Genomic DNA, 14,663 nt, shown 5'->3' with positions numbered 1-14,663 from the left:
CTGATTCAACGGTCCGTCAGCAAAAAATATCAGCCGTTTAGGCCAACTTAGTTGGGACGGAATTATAGCCGACGCACCCTACTCGCCCAGGCAGAGCCGCAGCGCGTCGTCCCATGCCGGCATCCTCACGCCGAACGTCTGCGCCAGCTTTTCCAGCGCCATTCGCGAGTTCGCGGGCCGCTTCGCCGGAACCGGATACTCGCTCGCGGAAATCGGCAATACCTTCGGCGCGAGTTCGCCCATCGCCGTGCCCAAAATGGCTTGCGCGAAGCCGTGCCACGACGTCTCGCCGGACGAAGTCAGGTGATAGATGCCGGAACGCGCCGCCCACCACGCGGCGACATCCTCCGCGACGGTTTGCTGCGCGACGATGTGCGAGGTAGCCACGGCGATCGTCCGCGCCCACGTCGGCGCGCCGATCTGATCCGCGACGACCCGCAGTTCCGGCCGCTCGCGGCCGAGCTTCAGCATCGTCAGCAGGAAGTTCTTGCCGCGGCGACCATATACCCAACTCGTCCGTAGCACGAGATGCGCGCACCCCGTTGCCGCGATCGCCTGCTCGCCTTCAAGCTTCGTCGCGCCGTAAGCGTTTACGGGATTCGTCACGTCGGTTTCCGTATACGCGCCCGGCTTCGTGCCATCGAACACGTAGTCGGTCGAATAATGAATCAACGCGCCGCCGGTACGCGCCATCTCCTCGGCGAAGACGCGCGGCACGTCTGCATTCAATCGCCGCGCGGCGTCAACGTCGGTCTCGGCCTTGTCCACCGCCGTATAGGCGGCCGGGTTCACGATCAGCGATGGTTTCACCTCTCGGACAAACGCACGCACACGATCCAGATCGGTCAGGTCCAGCATTGATCTGTCGCACGGAACCACACGCCCGAGCCCCTGCAGCGCCCGCAGCAATTCAAATCCGACCTGGCCGTTCACGCCGGTCACGAGGATCGTCGATTCAGGATGCACGCCGCCCTCACGCATAGACTTCGGCCTCGCTCAGACGCTTGCCGGCCGCATCCTTCGGCGCCAGTATCGGTGCCGCATCGATCGGCCACTCGATCCCGATTTCCGGGTCGTCCCAAACGATGCATCGCTCATGCTCGGGGAACCAGTAGTCGGTCGTCTTGTACAGAAACTGCGCGGCATCGGACAGGACGACGAAACCATGCGCAAAGCCGGGAGGAATCCACAGCTGCCGGTGGTTTTCGGCCGACAGCACGAGGCCGACCCATTTGCCGAAATTCGGCGAGTGCTTGCGGATGTCGACCGCAACATCGAACACCTCGCCTTCCACCACGCGCACAAGCTTGCCCTGTGCATGCCGGACCTGATAGTGCAGTCCGCGCAGCACGCCCTTCGACGAACGCGAGTGATTGTCCTGCACGAACACAATGCCCGGCTCCACCTGCTCGGCAAACTCGCGCGCATTGAAACTCTCGTAGAAATAACCGCGCGCGTCGCCGAATACCTTCGGTTCGATGACCTTGACTTCGGGTAGCGCCGTTGCCGTTACTTGGATAGCCATGCGACCTGATTCGTGAGAAGGTTCCGGAGGTACTGCCCGTAGGCGTTCTTCGACAGCGGCTGTGCCAGCTTCAGCACCTGCTCCGCGTCGATCCAGTGCCTGCGGTACGCAATCTCTTCTGGGCACGCTACGACCAGGCCCTGCCGCTTCTGCAGCGTCGCGATAAAGCTCGCCGCTTCGATCAGCGAATCGTGGGTACCCGTATCGAGCCATGCATAGCCGCGTCCCATGATCTCGACATTCAGCGCACCATCCGCGAGATATCGCGAATTGATGTCGGTGATTTCCAGTTCGCCTCGCGCCGACGGCTTGATGTCGGCTGCGATGTCGCACACGCGGTTGTCGTAGAAATACAGCCCCGTGACCGCATAGTTCGAACGCGGCTTCACAGGCTTCTCCTCGATCGACAATGCACGGAACGACGCATCGAATTCGACGACGCCATAACGCTCGGGATCGTGCACGTGATAGGCAAACACCGTAGCCCCTGCCTCTGCCGCATATGCGCGCTCGAGTTGCTTCGCGAGATCGTGCCCGTAAAAGATGTTATCGCCGAGGATGAGCGCCGACGGATCGTTGTCGACGAAATCCCGACCGATGATGAACGCCTGCGCAAGACCGTCCGGCGACGGCTGTACCGCATACTCGATGTTCATGCCCCACTGACTGCCGTCGCCGAGCATCGACTCGAAGCGCGGGGTGTCCTGCGGCGTCGAAATGATCAGGACGTCGCGAATCCCCGCGACCATCAGCGTCGATAGCGGGTAATAGATCATCGGCTTGTCATACACCGGCAGGAGCTGCTTCGATACGACGTGCGTGATCGGATACAGACGTGTGCCGGAACCGCCGGCGAGAATGATGCCCTTACGTGCCATCGATCGACTCCTCAAGCGCGTTCTGCGTAGTTGGTTTCAACCCACTTGAGGTATTCGCCCGAGGCTACCTCATCGACCCACACCTGGTTGTCGAGATACCAGCGCACCGTCTTCGCGAGACCGGTTTCGAACGTCTCGGCGGGCTTCCAGCCGAGTTCGCGCTCGAGCTTGCGCGCATCGATCGCATAACGGCGATCGTGGCCGGGACGGTCCGTCACATAGGTGATCAGATCGCGATACGAACCGGTCGCCTTCGGGCGCGCCTGGTCGAGCAAATCGCACAACGTATGCACGACCTCGAGGTTCTTCTTCTCGTTCCACCCGCCGACGTTGTACGTCTCGCCGGGCACGCCGCGCGCGAGCACTTCACGAATCGCGCTGCAGTGGTCGCCGACGTACAACCAGTCGCGCACGTTCTGGCCGTCGCCGTACACGGGCAACGGCTTGCCGGCGAGCGCGTTGGCGATCATCAGCGGAATGAGTTTCTCGGGGAACTGGTACGGGCCGTAGTTGTTCGAGCAGTTTGTGGTGAGCGTGGGCAGGCCGTACGTATGATGATAGGCGCGCACGAGATGATCGGAGCCGGCCTTCGTTGCCGAATACGGGCTGTTCGGTGCATACGGCGTGGTTTCCGAGAACTGCGGATCGGTCGCCGACAACGAGCCGAACACTTCATCCGTCGACACGTGCAGAAAACGAAAGGCCGATTTCTCTGCTTCGCCCAAGCCGCTCCAGTATGTCCGGGCGGCTTCAAGCAGCGTGAACGTGCCGACCACATTTGTCTGAACAAAATCCGCCGGCCCGTGAATCGAGCGATCGACGTGGCTTTCCGCAGCGAAATGCACGACTGCGCGCGGCTTGTGTTGCGCGAACAGCGCATCCAGCGCAGCGCGATCGCAAATGTCGGCGCGTACGAACACGTGTTTCGGGTTCCCGTCCAGCGACTGCAGCGTGCGACGGTTGCCGGCGTAGGTCAACTTGTCGACGTTAAGCACGGCCTCGTCGGATTGACGCAGCCAGTCGAGTACAAAATTGGCACCGATAAAACCCGCGCCACCCGTCACCAGGATCATGAGGCTCCCTCTAGTCATACGCGGCAGGCCTCAAGCACGAGCCGCCATCATTTCGAACAGCGACGGCATCAACATACGCGTCGCTCAAGGCGGGAATTCTAACTTCTCACCGTGACCGTCAAAGTCATGAAATGCTAATTTTGTCGAGGAAGCGGCAATTATAGGAAGCAAGCCTCCGCAAAAGCCATGCTGCTAACAACTTGAAACAGTGATCCGCACTCGGCAGCACGAATGAAATGATGTTTTAAATCAATACGTTAAACTGGCACAATGTTGTGCATATGCGCGCTTCCGCCGTCGTGCCTTTTCCATTCGGTATCAAAACCTGTAACAACTGCCTCTCATGCCGCCTACCCCCATCGCCATCGGCGACATCCAAGGCTGTCATTCAGCTTTCCAGTCGCTCTCCGAAAAGCTTTCAGCCCCCGCCGACACCCCGCTCTGGATCGCGGGCGACATCGTCAACCGCGGGCCCGACTCCCTCGCCGCGCTGCGCGCGCTGGTCGACCTCGGCCCGCGCGCGACCGTCGTGCTCGGCAACCACGACCTCCATCTGCTCGCGGTGTCAGCCGGCATCCGCACCGAACGCCCGGGCGACACGATTGGCGAAATCCTCGACGCGCCCGACGCCGACGCACTGCTCGACTGGGTGCGCCACCGCCCGTTCGCCCATTTCGAAAACGACATGCTGCTCGTCCACGCAGGCGTGTTGCCGCAATGGGACACCACGCTCGCACTGGAACTCGCGGACGAGCTGCAACGCGCGCTGCGCGCACCCGACTGGCGCGACACCCTGCAAGGCCTGTACGGCAACGAGCCGAACCAATGGAGTCCGAACCTTAAAAAACGCGACCGGATGCGCGTCGCATTCAACGCGTTCACGCGCCTGCGGTTCTGCACGCCCGACGGCGCGATGGAGTTCAAGGCGAACGGCGGCCCCGACACCGCACCGCCCGGCTACCTGCCGTGGTTCGACGTACCGGCCCGCCGCACGGAAAACGTGACGGTCGTATTCGGCCATTGGGCCGCGCTCGGCCTGATGCTGCGCGACAACGTCGTCGCGCTCGATTCGGGGTGCGTATGGGGAAATCAATTGTCGGCCGTACGACTGACGGCCGACCCGGCGCAGCGCACGGTCACGCAGGTGCAGTGCGAAGCGTGCCGCACGCCGGGCGGCGAGTAGCCCGCACGCGAGACGCGCGGGCGGAATGAAGCATCAACCCTCGCGCCCCGGCACCGGTTCCTCGGCAGCCGCATCGCCTGCCGCACCGCCGCCGACTTCAATTGCCGGATACGCGTGCCGCTCGAGCTCGGCCAGCGACTCGGGCGATGGCTTGCCGACCTTCGCCTGCATCGCTTCGAGCGCAGCCGCGATCGCGTCGCGCGCCGCCGCCGAAGTCGTGCGGCGGTCACCGCCCGGCGCGATCGGCTCGCACACGTACAGGTGCGCAACCAGCGGGCCGCCGCGCAGCACCATGTCGAGCGACATCCCGAGCGACAGCTCGCCCGTATACGCCGGCGCGACCGACTGCCGCCGCTGCGCGTCCTCGTACATCAGGCAGATCGGCTGCACCGAGCAGCCGGCCGATACCGACGCCTGGAACAGGTTCGCATGGAACGGCAGCAGCGACTGCCCGTCCGACGTCGTGCCTTCCGGAAACACGCACATCAGCCCGCCGTTGCGCAGGCGCTCGGCCATCTCGTGCATGATCCGCATCGCCTCGGTACGCTTCTCGCGCTGCAGGAACACGGTGTCGAGCTTCTCGGCGAGCCAGCCGACGACCGGCCACTGCCGCACCTCGGCCTTCGACACGAACGGCGTCGGCCGCCACGCGTTGATCGCGTAGATGTCGAGCCACGACACGTGATTGCCGACCACGAGCGCGCTCGCGTCGAGCCGCGCGCCGTCGTTGTGGACGACGAGGCGCATCCCGCAGATCCGCAGCATCTTGAGCGACCAGCGGCGCGTCATCTCGGCGCGGCGCGCGGGCGTGACATGCGAAAAGCGCAGCGCGACGATCGCCATGCCGCGCAACAGGTGAAAGACGAGACGCAGCTTGCGAAGAGCGGTCATGGCGAGGATCCGGCGTGGTTCAGTGGCGCTCGAACGCGACCTGCCCCGCCACGAGCGTCGTGCGCACGCAGGCCGGCAGTTCGTAGCCGAGGAACGGCGAGTTGTGACCCTGGCTCTTCAGCGCGCGGGGCTCGACGCGCCAGTGCGCGCGCGGGTCGAACACGCACAGGTCGGCCGCACTGCCTTCGGCCAGACGGCCTGCCGGCAACTGCAGCACGTCGGCCGGCGCCGCCGTGATGCGACGCAGCGCCTGCGCGAGCGGCGTGTTCGTTTCATCGGCCCACTTCACCGTGAGCGACAGCAGCAGTTCGAGCCCCGTCGCGCCCGGCGTCGCTTCCGCGAACGGCAGCAGCTTCTCGTCGTCATCGACCGGCGTGTGATCGGAACAGATCGCGTCGATCGTACCGTCGGCGAGCGCCGCGCGGATCGCTTCGCGATCGCGCTCGCCGCGCAGCGGCGGGTCGAGCCGGAATTGCGAATCGAAGTAGCCGATGTCGACGTCGATCAGGTGCAGGTGGTTCACGCCGACGTCGCACGTCACGGGCAGCCCCTCGGCCTTCGCCGCACGCACGAGCGCGAGGCCGGCCGCCGACGACAGGCGCGCGAGGTGCACGCGCGCGCCCGTCACGCGCATCAGTTCGAAGATCGTGTGCAGCGCGATCGTCTCGGCCGCGACCGGCACGCCGGACAGCCCGAGCCGCGACGCGAGCGCGCCGCTCGCGGCGACACCGCCACGGCCGATGAACGCGTCGAGCGGACGCAGCCACGTCGTGTAGCCGTAAGTGCTCGCGTACTGCAGCGCACGCAGCAGCACCTGCGTGTCGCGCACCGGCACGTTCGCGTGCGTGAAGCCGACGCAGCCCGACTCGGTCAGCGCGACCATCTCGGTGATCACTTCGCCCTTGAGGCCGACGGTGAGCGCGCCGAGCGGATGGACGTTCGCCTGGTGGAGGTTGCGGGCGCGGAACTTGAGCATCTCGACGAGGCCCGGCTCGTCGAGCACGGGGTCGGTGTCCGGCGGGCATACGAGGGTCGTGACGCCGCCGGCGACGGCCGCGGCCATCTCGGACGCGAGCGTCGCCTTGTGCTCGTAGCCCGGCTCGCGCAGCCGCGCGCACAGGTCGACGAGACCGGGGGCGACGATCAGGCCCGTCGCGTCGATCGTCTTCTCCGCGTTGAAACCGGCCGGCGCCGTGCCGAGCGCGGCGATCTTGCCGTCCGCGACGAATACGTCGGCCTGCCGTTCGGTGCCGGCGACCGGGTCGATCAGCGTGCCGCCTTGGATATGAATCTTCATGCGCTGTCTGTGAATGCGTTGATTGCGTGAATAAGGATGCGCGAAGGCGGGCTCAGTCGCTGTTGCCGGCGACGATGCCCATCACCGCCATCCGCACGGCGATGCCGAACGTGACCTGGTTGAGGATCACCGACTGCGGACCGTCGGCGACCTGCGAGTCGATCTCGACGCCGCGGTTCATCGGGCCCGGGTGCATCACGATCGCGTCGGGCGCGGCGAGCGCGAGGCGCTCGGGCGTCAGGCCCCAGGTCTTGAAGTATTCCTGCGCGGACGGCAGCAGCGCGCCGCTCATCCGCTCGTTCTGCAGGCGCAGCATGATGATCACGTCGACGCCCTTCAGTCCTTCGTCGAGGTTGTGGAACACCTTCACGCCCATCTGCTCGAGGCCGCCCGGCAGCAGCGTGCGCGGGCCGATCGCGCGCACTTCCGGCACGCCGAGCGTGGTGAGCGCGTGGATGTCCGAGCGCGCGACGCGCGAATGCAGGATGTCGCCGACGATCGCCACGCGCAGCTTCGTGAAGTCGCGCTTGTAGTGACGGATCGTGTACATGTCGAGCAGGCCCTGCGTCGGGTGCGCATGACGGCCGTCGCCGGCGTTGATCACGTGCACGTGCGGCGCGCAGTGCTCGGCGATCAGGTACGGCGCGCCGCTCGATGCGTGGCGCACGACGAACAGGTCGGCATGCATCGCCGACAGGTTGTTGATCGTGTCGAGCAGCGATTCACCCTTGCTCGTCGACGACGCGTTGATGTTCAGGTTCAGCACGTCGGCCGACAGGCGCGTCGCGGCGATCTCGAAGGTCGTGCGCGTGCGCGTCGAGTTCTCGAAGAACAGGTTGAACACCGACTTGCCGCGCAGGAGCGGCACCTTCTTCACCTCGCGGTCCGTCACGCTGACGAACTGCTCGGCCGTATCGAGAATGTGATTGACGATCGAGCGCGGCAGCCCCTCGATCGACAGCAGGTGTTTCAGCTCGCCGTTTTTCGTGAGCTGCGGGTTGCCCTTCAGGAAACCGTAGCGGAACCGCTCGGGGCTCGCGGCCGCAGCGGGATTGCCGGTGCGGCCAGTGGTGTCGGTGGTCATGGTGTGCGTGATTCCAACTATGCAAACGGGCCGCGGCACGAACCGGCGGCCCGGGATACGGTTTCGCGGTTCGGTCAGGCGCCGTGCGCCTCGATGCGCAGCGTCAGCTGCGCGGCCTCGTCGCGCGCGAGCACGAGCGTCGCATCGGCCGGCACGTCGAGCGTGCCGCCCGCGAAGCGCGCTGCAACCGGCAGCTCGCGGCCGCCGCGATCGGCGAGCACCGCGAGCTCGACCGCGGCCGGACGGCCGTAGTCGAACAGTTCGTTGAGCGCGGCGCGCACGGTGCGGCCGGTGTACAGCACGTCGTCGACGAGTACGATGCGCGCGCCGTCGACATCGAACGGCAGCGACGTCGGGCTCGCCTGGCTGTGCAGCCCCTTCTTCGCGTAGTCGTCGCGATGCAGCGCGACGTTCACGACGCCGAACCCCGGCGCGCCGAGATCGCGCGCGAGGCGTTCGGCAAGCCAGGCGCCGCCGCTGTGAATGCCGGCGAGCCGCGGGCCGCCCGGCTCGGCGAAGGCCGTGCCGTATGCGTCGCGGATCTGGTCGAGCAGGACGCGGTAGAGCGCGTCGGCGTCAATGGTGCTCATGGTCGGACAATTGATCGAGATACTGTTGAAGGATCACGCGCGCGGCCTCGGCGTCGAGCATCTCGGCACGTGCGCGCCCGCGCACGTTGCGCTCGCGCAGCCCGGCCTCGGCCTCGACCGACGAATAGCGTTCGTCGACCCACGTGACGGGCAGCCCGAAGCGGCCGTTCAGCTGGTTGCCGAAGCGCTTCGCCTGCTGCGTCATCTCGTGCGGCGTGCCGTCCGGATGCATCGGCAGGCCGACGACGAGCGCGTCCGGCCGCCATTCGGCCAGCAATTCGCCGACCGCCTTGAAGCGGTGCTCGCGGTTCAGGTTGGGGATCACGACGAGGGCGCGGGCCGAGCGCGTCAGCGCATTGCCGATCGCGACGCCGATCCGCTTCTCGCCATAGTCGAACGCCAGGAGCGTCGCATCGCGCGCGCTCGCGCCACTCATGCGTGCCCTGCTTCGCCGGACAGCATCGACGAGCTGACGCCGAGCAGGCCAAGCGCGGCTTCGAAGCGCTCCTCGGCCGGCGTGTCGAACACGATGCGGGGATCGGCGGCCACGGTCAGCCAGCCGTTGCGGGAAATTTCTTCCTCGAGCTGACCGGCGCCCCAGCCTGCATGGCCGAGCGTCAGCAGGAAGCGTTTCGGGCCGGTGCCCGTCGCGACCGCCTCGAGCACATCCTTCGACGTCGTCATCTCGAGCCCGCCCTCGACCGACATGGACGAGTTGTAGTTCGCGCCCTCGACCGGCTCGTGCAGCACGAAGCCGCGCTCGGTCTGGACCGGACCGCCGAAGTACACGGGGATGTGCAGCAGCGGCTCGATGTCGAGCTTCAGGTCGATGCGGTTGAACAACGATTCGAGGTCGATGTCGGTGGGACGATTGATGACGAGGCCGAGCGCGCCGCGCTCGCTGTGATCGCAAAGATAGACCACCGTTCCCGAAAACGTCGGATCCGCCATGTTCGGCATGGCGATCAGGAACTGGTTGGTGAGATTGATGCGATCGGAAGGCTTTGACATGGTTTGAATTTTAGCAAAGACGCCGCGACCTGACCGGGCCGCGATCAACAAGCAACGCCGCGCGACGCTGGCAACGACGCGCGCGGATCACACGGCACTCTAACACGCGCGCGGGTGCTGTCGGCAGCGTGTTGCCGGCCCGTGCGACAAGGGCTGCCGCCGCGGTCGCGCCCCGTTGCGCATCAGGTCCGGCCGAGCGCCGCGCCGAGCGCCCCGGACGCCGCGGTCAGATCCGGCGGCGCCACCCCCGCGGCGATCTTCAGCAGCGCGGCGCGCAGCATGTCGGACGCGCGGGCGTGTGCGTCGAGCCCGCCTTCGGCGAGCGGCATGCCGTGCGCGGCACGGCGCCATGCCAGCCCGAGCGTGTCGGCCAGCAGCGCCGCATGACCGAGCCCGAGCGCGCATGCGGCCGTACCGACCCGATAGGCGGCCGCGGATGCGCGCCATGCGGCCCCCGCATCGGCCGCTGCCGGATCGACGGCCAGATCGGCCATCGATGCGTCGGCCGTCTGCAGGAAATCCTCATACGCATGGGCGTTGACGGTCACGACACCGAGCATGCGGGTGGGCGCCGCCGCGACCGCATCACGCTCGGCGCGCGCGGCGTCGGCCTCCCACAGCGCCTCGGACGCGGGCGTGCCGGCGACGTGCCAGTCCACGGTCAGCCCATAGTCGTGCAGCACGTCGACGAGCGCGACGTCTTCCGCGGCTGCGCCGAACAGCGCGAAATCGCGCCACAGCAGCGCCACCGTCTCGCGCACGAGCGCCGGCGGCGCACTGCGCCTGCCCTGCGCGTGCTCGCCGAGCAGCAGGTTGGTGCGTGCGAGGAAACGCTTCAGTTCGGGCGCGGCGCTGGCGCGCAGCGCGCGCAGGCACGCGGCGGCGAGCCGCCAGAAATCGTACGGCGCGCCGTCGGCCAGCGCGGTCAGGATCGTGTCGAGTTCGTCGAGCGCCGCGTCCGGCGTGCCGTGTGGCGCGCGCAGCACGCCGAGCAGCGCCTGCTCGTATCGGGCCCGCGCCCGGCTGGCGAATGCGTCGGGCAGCGCGCGCAGCGTCGCCGGCGGTGTCGCGCGCCCGACGAGCGCCAGCACGTCGAGCGGCACGCTCGCGTGCAGGTCGGCAGCGCTTTGCGCACGCAGCGCCCGAAAATGTTCGAACAGGATGGGCGAGCAGGCCAGCTCGCGCAGATTGTGGCGCTCGACCGCCGCGCGGAAATCGCTCAGCGCGAGACGCCAGGCAGCGGAAGCCGGTTCGGCGGCGACCAGCGGCACCGCGGCGGCCAGTTGCCCGGCGAAACGGGCGGCCGGCAGCCAGCCGGCCTCCGCCAGCACGGCCGCGGCGGCCGACAGCGGCGCGGCCGCATCGTCCCGCTGCTCGAATGCATCGGCGGCCGCCGCGAGCCATGCGTCGGCCGCACGCACGGCCCCGCCGCGCGGGTTGGGCAGTGCGTCAGGGTGGGAAACGTTCGCCGGATCGGACGTCATGGACACGCGCGCCTGTCATCGCCTGTCATCGTCAAGTCGCTCGCGCCGGCCGCGGCGCGCGAGCGCCGGGCAACCGCGAGGCCGAAGCGGTGTGTCCGTGGGCCAAGGGTCCGGTCAGATCTGGACCATCTCGAAGTCTTCCTTGCGAGCGCCGCATTCGGGGCACGTCCAGTTGATCGGGACGTCTTCCCAGCGCGTGCCCGGGGCGATGCCCTCTTCGGGCAGCCCGGCTTCTTCGTCATAAATCCAGCCACAAATCAGGCACATCCAGCTCTTGTATTCCATCTTAAGCCGCGTCGGGGAAAAGTCGGTAAATTCGGGAGCCATGATGGTACCGTGTCGGGGCCGGACTGCCTAGCAATCGCACTGGAGTCCGACGACTACGTTGCGCTGCGCTAAAAATTCCGTCGTGCGGGCCGGATTCCGCCGCATAATGGCTGAAAAGTGCGGCCTGCCGGGCAACACGGGGCCCAAACGCCCGATTCGCCTCGCCGTCCGCAGATCTGTCGCTTCCCCGTTTTTTTCTTGCCCCATTTTTACATGTCCAGCAACGCCCCTCCGATCGTCCTCACCTTCGGCCTGTCCGATCCCACCGGCGGCTCCGGCCTCCAAGCCGATCTGATGACCCTGGCGAGCATGGGCTGTCACGGCGTGTCCGTCCTGACGGGCTACACCGTGCGCGACTCCGCCGCCTGCGACGAAGTGACCGGTCTCGATCCCGATGTCGTCGCCGCCCAGGCGCGCATGCTCCTCGAGGACATGCCGGTCGCCGCGTTCAAGATCGGCGCCGCGACGCGCGCGGAAGTCGTGAGCGCGATCGCGGAAGTGGTCGCCGACTACGACGGCGTGCCGCTCGTGCTCGCACCGGACTTCACGCTCGACGACGAGCACGTGCTCGCCGCCGACGACCTGCGCGAATCGATCGCCGACCTGCTCGCGCCGCAGACGACGCTGCTGGTCGCCGACCACGCGACGCTGATCGCGCTCGCGCAGCCGGACGGCGATGCCGAGGCGCCGAATCTCGACGCGGCCGTGTCGCACCTGCTGTCACAGGGCTGCGAATACATCCTGTCGTCGGAAACGGGCTCGCACCGGCTCGTCAACACGCTGTACGGCGAGGAAGGCCAGCTTCGCGAAGACATGTGGGATCGCTCGCCGCACCGGCTGATGGGCATCACCGACACGCTCGGCGCGGCGATCGCGGCACTGCTCGCGAACGGCCAGGAGCCGCCCGAAGCGGTGCGCGAGGCGCAGGAATACCTGTACCAGGCCGTCCGCGACGCGTTCCGGCCCGGCATGGGCGCGTACCTGCCCGACCGGTTCTTCTGGGCGCGCAGCAACGACGAGGAAGGCGGGCGCCCGGTGACGGAAAGCAGCAAAAACTCGCCGCGAATCGCCCGGCATTGACGCCCGCGCGGCGGCCCTGCGCCGCCGTTGCGCGGCCCTGCGCTCGCTTCGGGGCGGCATGTCCGTCCCGTGTCCGTCCGTTTTCGCGCGCATAAAAAAAGACCCGCATCGCTGCGGGTCTTTTTCTTTGGCTGGAACGCGCATCGCTGCGCGCTCCGGACGCCATCGACCGAAGTCGATTACATGTCCATGCCCATGCCGCCCATGCCGCCCGGCATGCCGCCCGGCATCGGTGCGTCTTCCTTCGGCAGTTCTGCGACAGCTGCGTCCGTCGTCAGCAGCAGGCCTGCAACCGAAGCTGCGTTCTGCAGTGCGGTGCGCGTGACCTTGGTCGGGTCGACGACGCCGGCTTCAACCATGTCGACGTACTCGCCCGTTGCTGCGTTGTAGCCATAGTTGCCCGTGCCTGCAGCAACTGCCGCCACCACGACGCTGGCTTCTTCGCCACCGTTCGTGACGATCTGGCGCAGCGGCTCTTCCATTGCGCGCAGCACGATCTTGATGCCGGCGTTCTGGTCGGCGTTCGCGCCGGTCAGGCCTGCGATCGCGGTGCGAGCGCGGATCAGCGCAACGCCGCCGCCTGCCACGATGCCTTCTTCCACAGCTGCGCGCGTTGCGTGCAGTGCGTCTTCGACACGTGCCTTCTTTTCCTTCATTTCGACTTCGGTCGCAGCACCGACCTTGATCACTGCCACGCCGCCGGCCAGCTTGGCCACGCGCTCTTGCAGCTTTTCACGGTCGTAGTCCGACGTCGCTTCTTCGATTTGCGTGCGAACTTGCTTGACGCGCGCTTCGATGTTCACGGCTTCGCCTGCGCCGTCGATGATCGTCGTGTTTTCCTTGCCCACTTCGATGCGCTTCGCCTGGCCCAGTTCTGCCAGCGTTGCCTTCTCGAGCGTCAGGCCGGTTTCTTCCGCGACGACTTGACCGCCGGTCAGGATCGCGATGTCTTCCAGCATGGCCTTGCGGCGATCGCCGAAGCCCGGCGCCTTGACCGCAACGGTCTTCAGGATGCCGCGGATGTTGTTGACGACCAGCGTTGCGAGCGCTTCGCCTTCGACGTCTTCCGCGATGATCAGCAGCGGACGGCCAGCCTTTGCGACTTGCTCGAGCACCGGCAGCAGATCACGGATGTTCGACACCTTCTTGTCGTGCAGCAGCACGAACGGGTTGTCGAGGACGGCGACTTGCTTGTCCGGGTTGTTGATGAAGTACGGCGACAGGTAGCCGCGGTCGAACTGCATGCCTTCGACGACGTCGAGTTCGTCGGCGAGCGACTTGCCGTCTTCGACGGTGATCACGCCTTCCTTGCCGACCTTGTCCATCGCTTCAGCGATGCGATCGCCGATCGACGTGTCGCTGTTCGCCGAGATCGAGCCGACCTGTGCGATTTCCTTGTTCGTCGTGCACGGCTTGCTGATCTTCTTCAGCTCGTCGACAGCCGCTGCGACTGCCTTGTCGATGCCGCGCTTCAGGTCCATCGGGTTCATGCCCGATGCGACGTACTTCATGCCTTCGCGGACGATCGATTGCGCGAGGACAGTAGCCGTCGTCGTGCCGTCGCCTGCGTTGTCGCTGGTCTTGGAAGCCACTTCCTTGACCATTTGCGCGCCCATGTTCTGGAGCTTGTCCTTCAGCTCGATTTCCTTCGCGACCGACACACCGTCCTTGGTGACCGTCGGGCCGCCGAAGCTGCGCTCGAGCACGACGTTGCGGCCCTTCGGACCCAGCGTGACCTTGACTGCGTTGGCGAGAATGTTCACGCCTTCGACCATCTTCGAACGGGCGGAATCGCCGAATACGACGTCTTTAGCTGCCATCTTCTAACTCCTTGAATTCTTGAGAATATGTGCCGTCAGTGGACGCTTACTTGGCGTTGACCACGGCCATGATGTCTTCTTCGCGCATGACCAGCAGCTCCTGGCCGTCGACCTTGACGGTCTGGCCAGCGTACTTGCCGAACAGCACGCGATCGCCGACCTTCACGTCGAGCGCGATCGGCGCGCCCTTGTCGTCGCGCTTGCCCGGGCCGATGGCCAGGACTTCGCCTTGATCCGGCTTCTCAGCTGCTGCGTCGGGGATCACGATGCCCGAGGCGGTCTTGGTTTCCTGATCCAGGCGCTTGACGATCACGCGATCGTGCAAAGGACGAAGGTTCATATTCACTCCTCTCTTGACTGAGATTGAAGAACGCTTAGGGAATCTGCCCGGCGTGTCGCCCGGCAGAGAATTGTTAGCAC

16 protein-coding genes are annotated in these 14,663 nt (G+C 66.2%); 2 read left to right on the top strand and 14 right to left on the bottom strand.

The window, feature by feature from the left end:
• Positions 1–78 precede the first annotated feature (78 nt).
• The 4 genes from rfbD to rfbB are packed head-to-tail and all read right to left on the bottom strand — an operon-like array spanning position 79 to position 3,476.
• The gene (gene rfbD, locus WS45_RS08440; RefSeq protein ID WP_059699366.1) at positions 79–981 is read right to left on the bottom strand and encodes a dTDP-4-dehydrorhamnose reductase; all 903 of its coding nucleotides are present in this window, start codon (positions 979–981) and stop codon (positions 79–81) included.
• Positions 974–1,525 (bottom strand): dTDP-4-dehydrorhamnose 3,5-epimerase, encoded by a 552-nt coding sequence (rfbC, locus tag WS45_RS08435; protein ID WP_059530380.1) that lies wholly within the window; start codon positions 1,523–1,525, stop codon positions 974–976. Before rfbC ends, rfbD begins: the two co-directional genes overlap by 8 nt.
• Positions 1,510–2,403, bottom strand: a complete 894-nt coding sequence (rfbA, locus tag WS45_RS08430; RefSeq protein ID WP_059699364.1) for a glucose-1-phosphate thymidylyltransferase RfbA — start codon at positions 2,401–2,403, stop codon at positions 1,510–1,512. Before rfbA ends, rfbC begins: the two co-directional genes overlap by 16 nt.
• Before the next feature lie 11 nt (positions 2,404–2,414).
• Positions 2,415–3,476, bottom strand: coding sequence for a dTDP-glucose 4,6-dehydratase (rfbB, locus tag WS45_RS08425; RefSeq protein WP_059699363.1), 1,062 nt, complete (start codon positions 3,474–3,476; stop codon positions 2,415–2,417).
• Positions 3,477–3,819: 343 nt separating this feature from the next.
• On the opposite strand from rfbB, the gene WS45_RS08420 reads away from it, so the two are divergent.
• On the top strand, positions 3,820–4,659 hold the full coding sequence (locus tag WS45_RS08420) for a symmetrical bis(5'-nucleosyl)-tetraphosphatase (protein ID WP_059699360.1): 840 nt from the start codon (positions 3,820–3,822) through the stop codon (positions 4,657–4,659).
• Between the two features lie 33 nt (positions 4,660–4,692).
• On the opposite strand, the gene WS45_RS08415 is transcribed toward WS45_RS08420, so the two are convergent.
• The 8 genes from WS45_RS08415 to WS45_RS08380 all read right to left on the bottom strand — a co-directional run bounded on the left by WS45_RS08415 (position 4,693) and on the right by WS45_RS08380 (position 11,301).
• Positions 4,693–5,550: a lysophospholipid acyltransferase family protein gene (locus tag WS45_RS08415; RefSeq protein WP_059530392.1), complete on the bottom strand. Its 858-nt coding sequence runs from the start codon at positions 5,548–5,550 to the stop codon at positions 4,693–4,695.
• Positions 5,551–5,569: 19 nt separating this feature from the next.
• On the bottom strand, positions 5,570–6,847 hold the full coding sequence (locus WS45_RS08410) for a dihydroorotase (RefSeq protein ID WP_059690734.1): 1,278 nt from the start codon (positions 6,845–6,847) through the stop codon (positions 5,570–5,572).
• Between the two features lie 52 nt (positions 6,848–6,899).
• The gene (locus WS45_RS08405; RefSeq protein ID WP_044846292.1) at positions 6,900–7,931 is read right to left on the bottom strand and encodes an aspartate carbamoyltransferase catalytic subunit; all 1,032 of its coding nucleotides are present in this window, start codon (positions 7,929–7,931) and stop codon (positions 6,900–6,902) included.
• Positions 7,932–8,005: 74 nt separating this feature from the next.
• Complete coding sequence (gene pyrR / locus WS45_RS08400) at positions 8,006–8,521, bottom strand: bifunctional pyr operon transcriptional regulator/uracil phosphoribosyltransferase PyrR (RefSeq protein WP_059690733.1); 516 nt, start codon at positions 8,519–8,521, stop codon at positions 8,006–8,008.
• Positions 8,508–8,957 (bottom strand): Holliday junction resolvase RuvX, encoded by a 450-nt coding sequence (ruvX, locus tag WS45_RS08395; protein WP_059530402.1) that lies wholly within the window; start codon positions 8,955–8,957, stop codon positions 8,508–8,510. The genes pyrR and ruvX overlap by 14 nt, the downstream gene beginning before the upstream one ends.
• Positions 8,954–9,532, bottom strand: coding sequence for a YqgE/AlgH family protein (locus tag WS45_RS08390; RefSeq protein ID WP_006751106.1), 579 nt, complete (start codon positions 9,530–9,532; stop codon positions 8,954–8,956). The genes ruvX and WS45_RS08390 overlap by 4 nt, the downstream gene beginning before the upstream one ends.
• A gap of 182 nt (positions 9,533–9,714) precedes the next feature.
• Entirely contained in the window at positions 9,715–11,016 is a 1,302-nt protein-coding gene (locus tag WS45_RS08385; RefSeq protein WP_059530404.1) for a hypothetical protein, read from the bottom strand.
• Between the two features lie 114 nt (positions 11,017–11,130).
• Complete coding sequence (locus WS45_RS08380) at positions 11,131–11,301, bottom strand: rubredoxin (RefSeq protein ID WP_004186709.1); 171 nt, start codon at positions 11,299–11,301, stop codon at positions 11,131–11,133.
• 255 nt (positions 11,302–11,556) lie between these two features.
• Here WS45_RS08380 and WS45_RS08375 point away from each other — a divergent pair, with 255 nt between their 5' ends.
• Complete coding sequence (locus WS45_RS08375) at positions 11,557–12,423, top strand: hydroxymethylpyrimidine/phosphomethylpyrimidine kinase (RefSeq protein ID WP_059690731.1); 867 nt, start codon at positions 11,557–11,559, stop codon at positions 12,421–12,423.
• Positions 12,424–12,602: 179 nt separating this feature from the next.
• Here WS45_RS08375 and groL read toward each other — a convergent pair whose 3' ends face one another.
• Positions 12,603–14,243 (bottom strand): chaperonin GroEL, encoded by a 1,641-nt coding sequence (gene groL / locus WS45_RS08370; RefSeq protein ID WP_059530405.1) that lies wholly within the window; start codon positions 14,241–14,243, stop codon positions 12,603–12,605.
• Between the two features lie 46 nt (positions 14,244–14,289).
• A complete protein-coding gene (gene groES, locus WS45_RS08365; protein ID WP_004186661.1) occupies positions 14,290–14,583 on the bottom strand; it encodes a co-chaperone GroES in 294 nt (97 codons plus the stop codon).
• Positions 14,584–14,663: the final 80 nt, after the last annotated feature.

The sequence above is a fragment of the Burkholderia sp. RF2-non_BP3 genome (genome assembly GCF_001522185.1).
Taxonomy (GTDB): Bacteria; Pseudomonadota; Gammaproteobacteria; order Burkholderiales; family Burkholderiaceae; genus Burkholderia; species Burkholderia diffusa.
The sequence above is the reverse complement of the archived record's forward strand: the minus strand, read 5'-3'. Positions and strand labels throughout refer to the sequence as shown.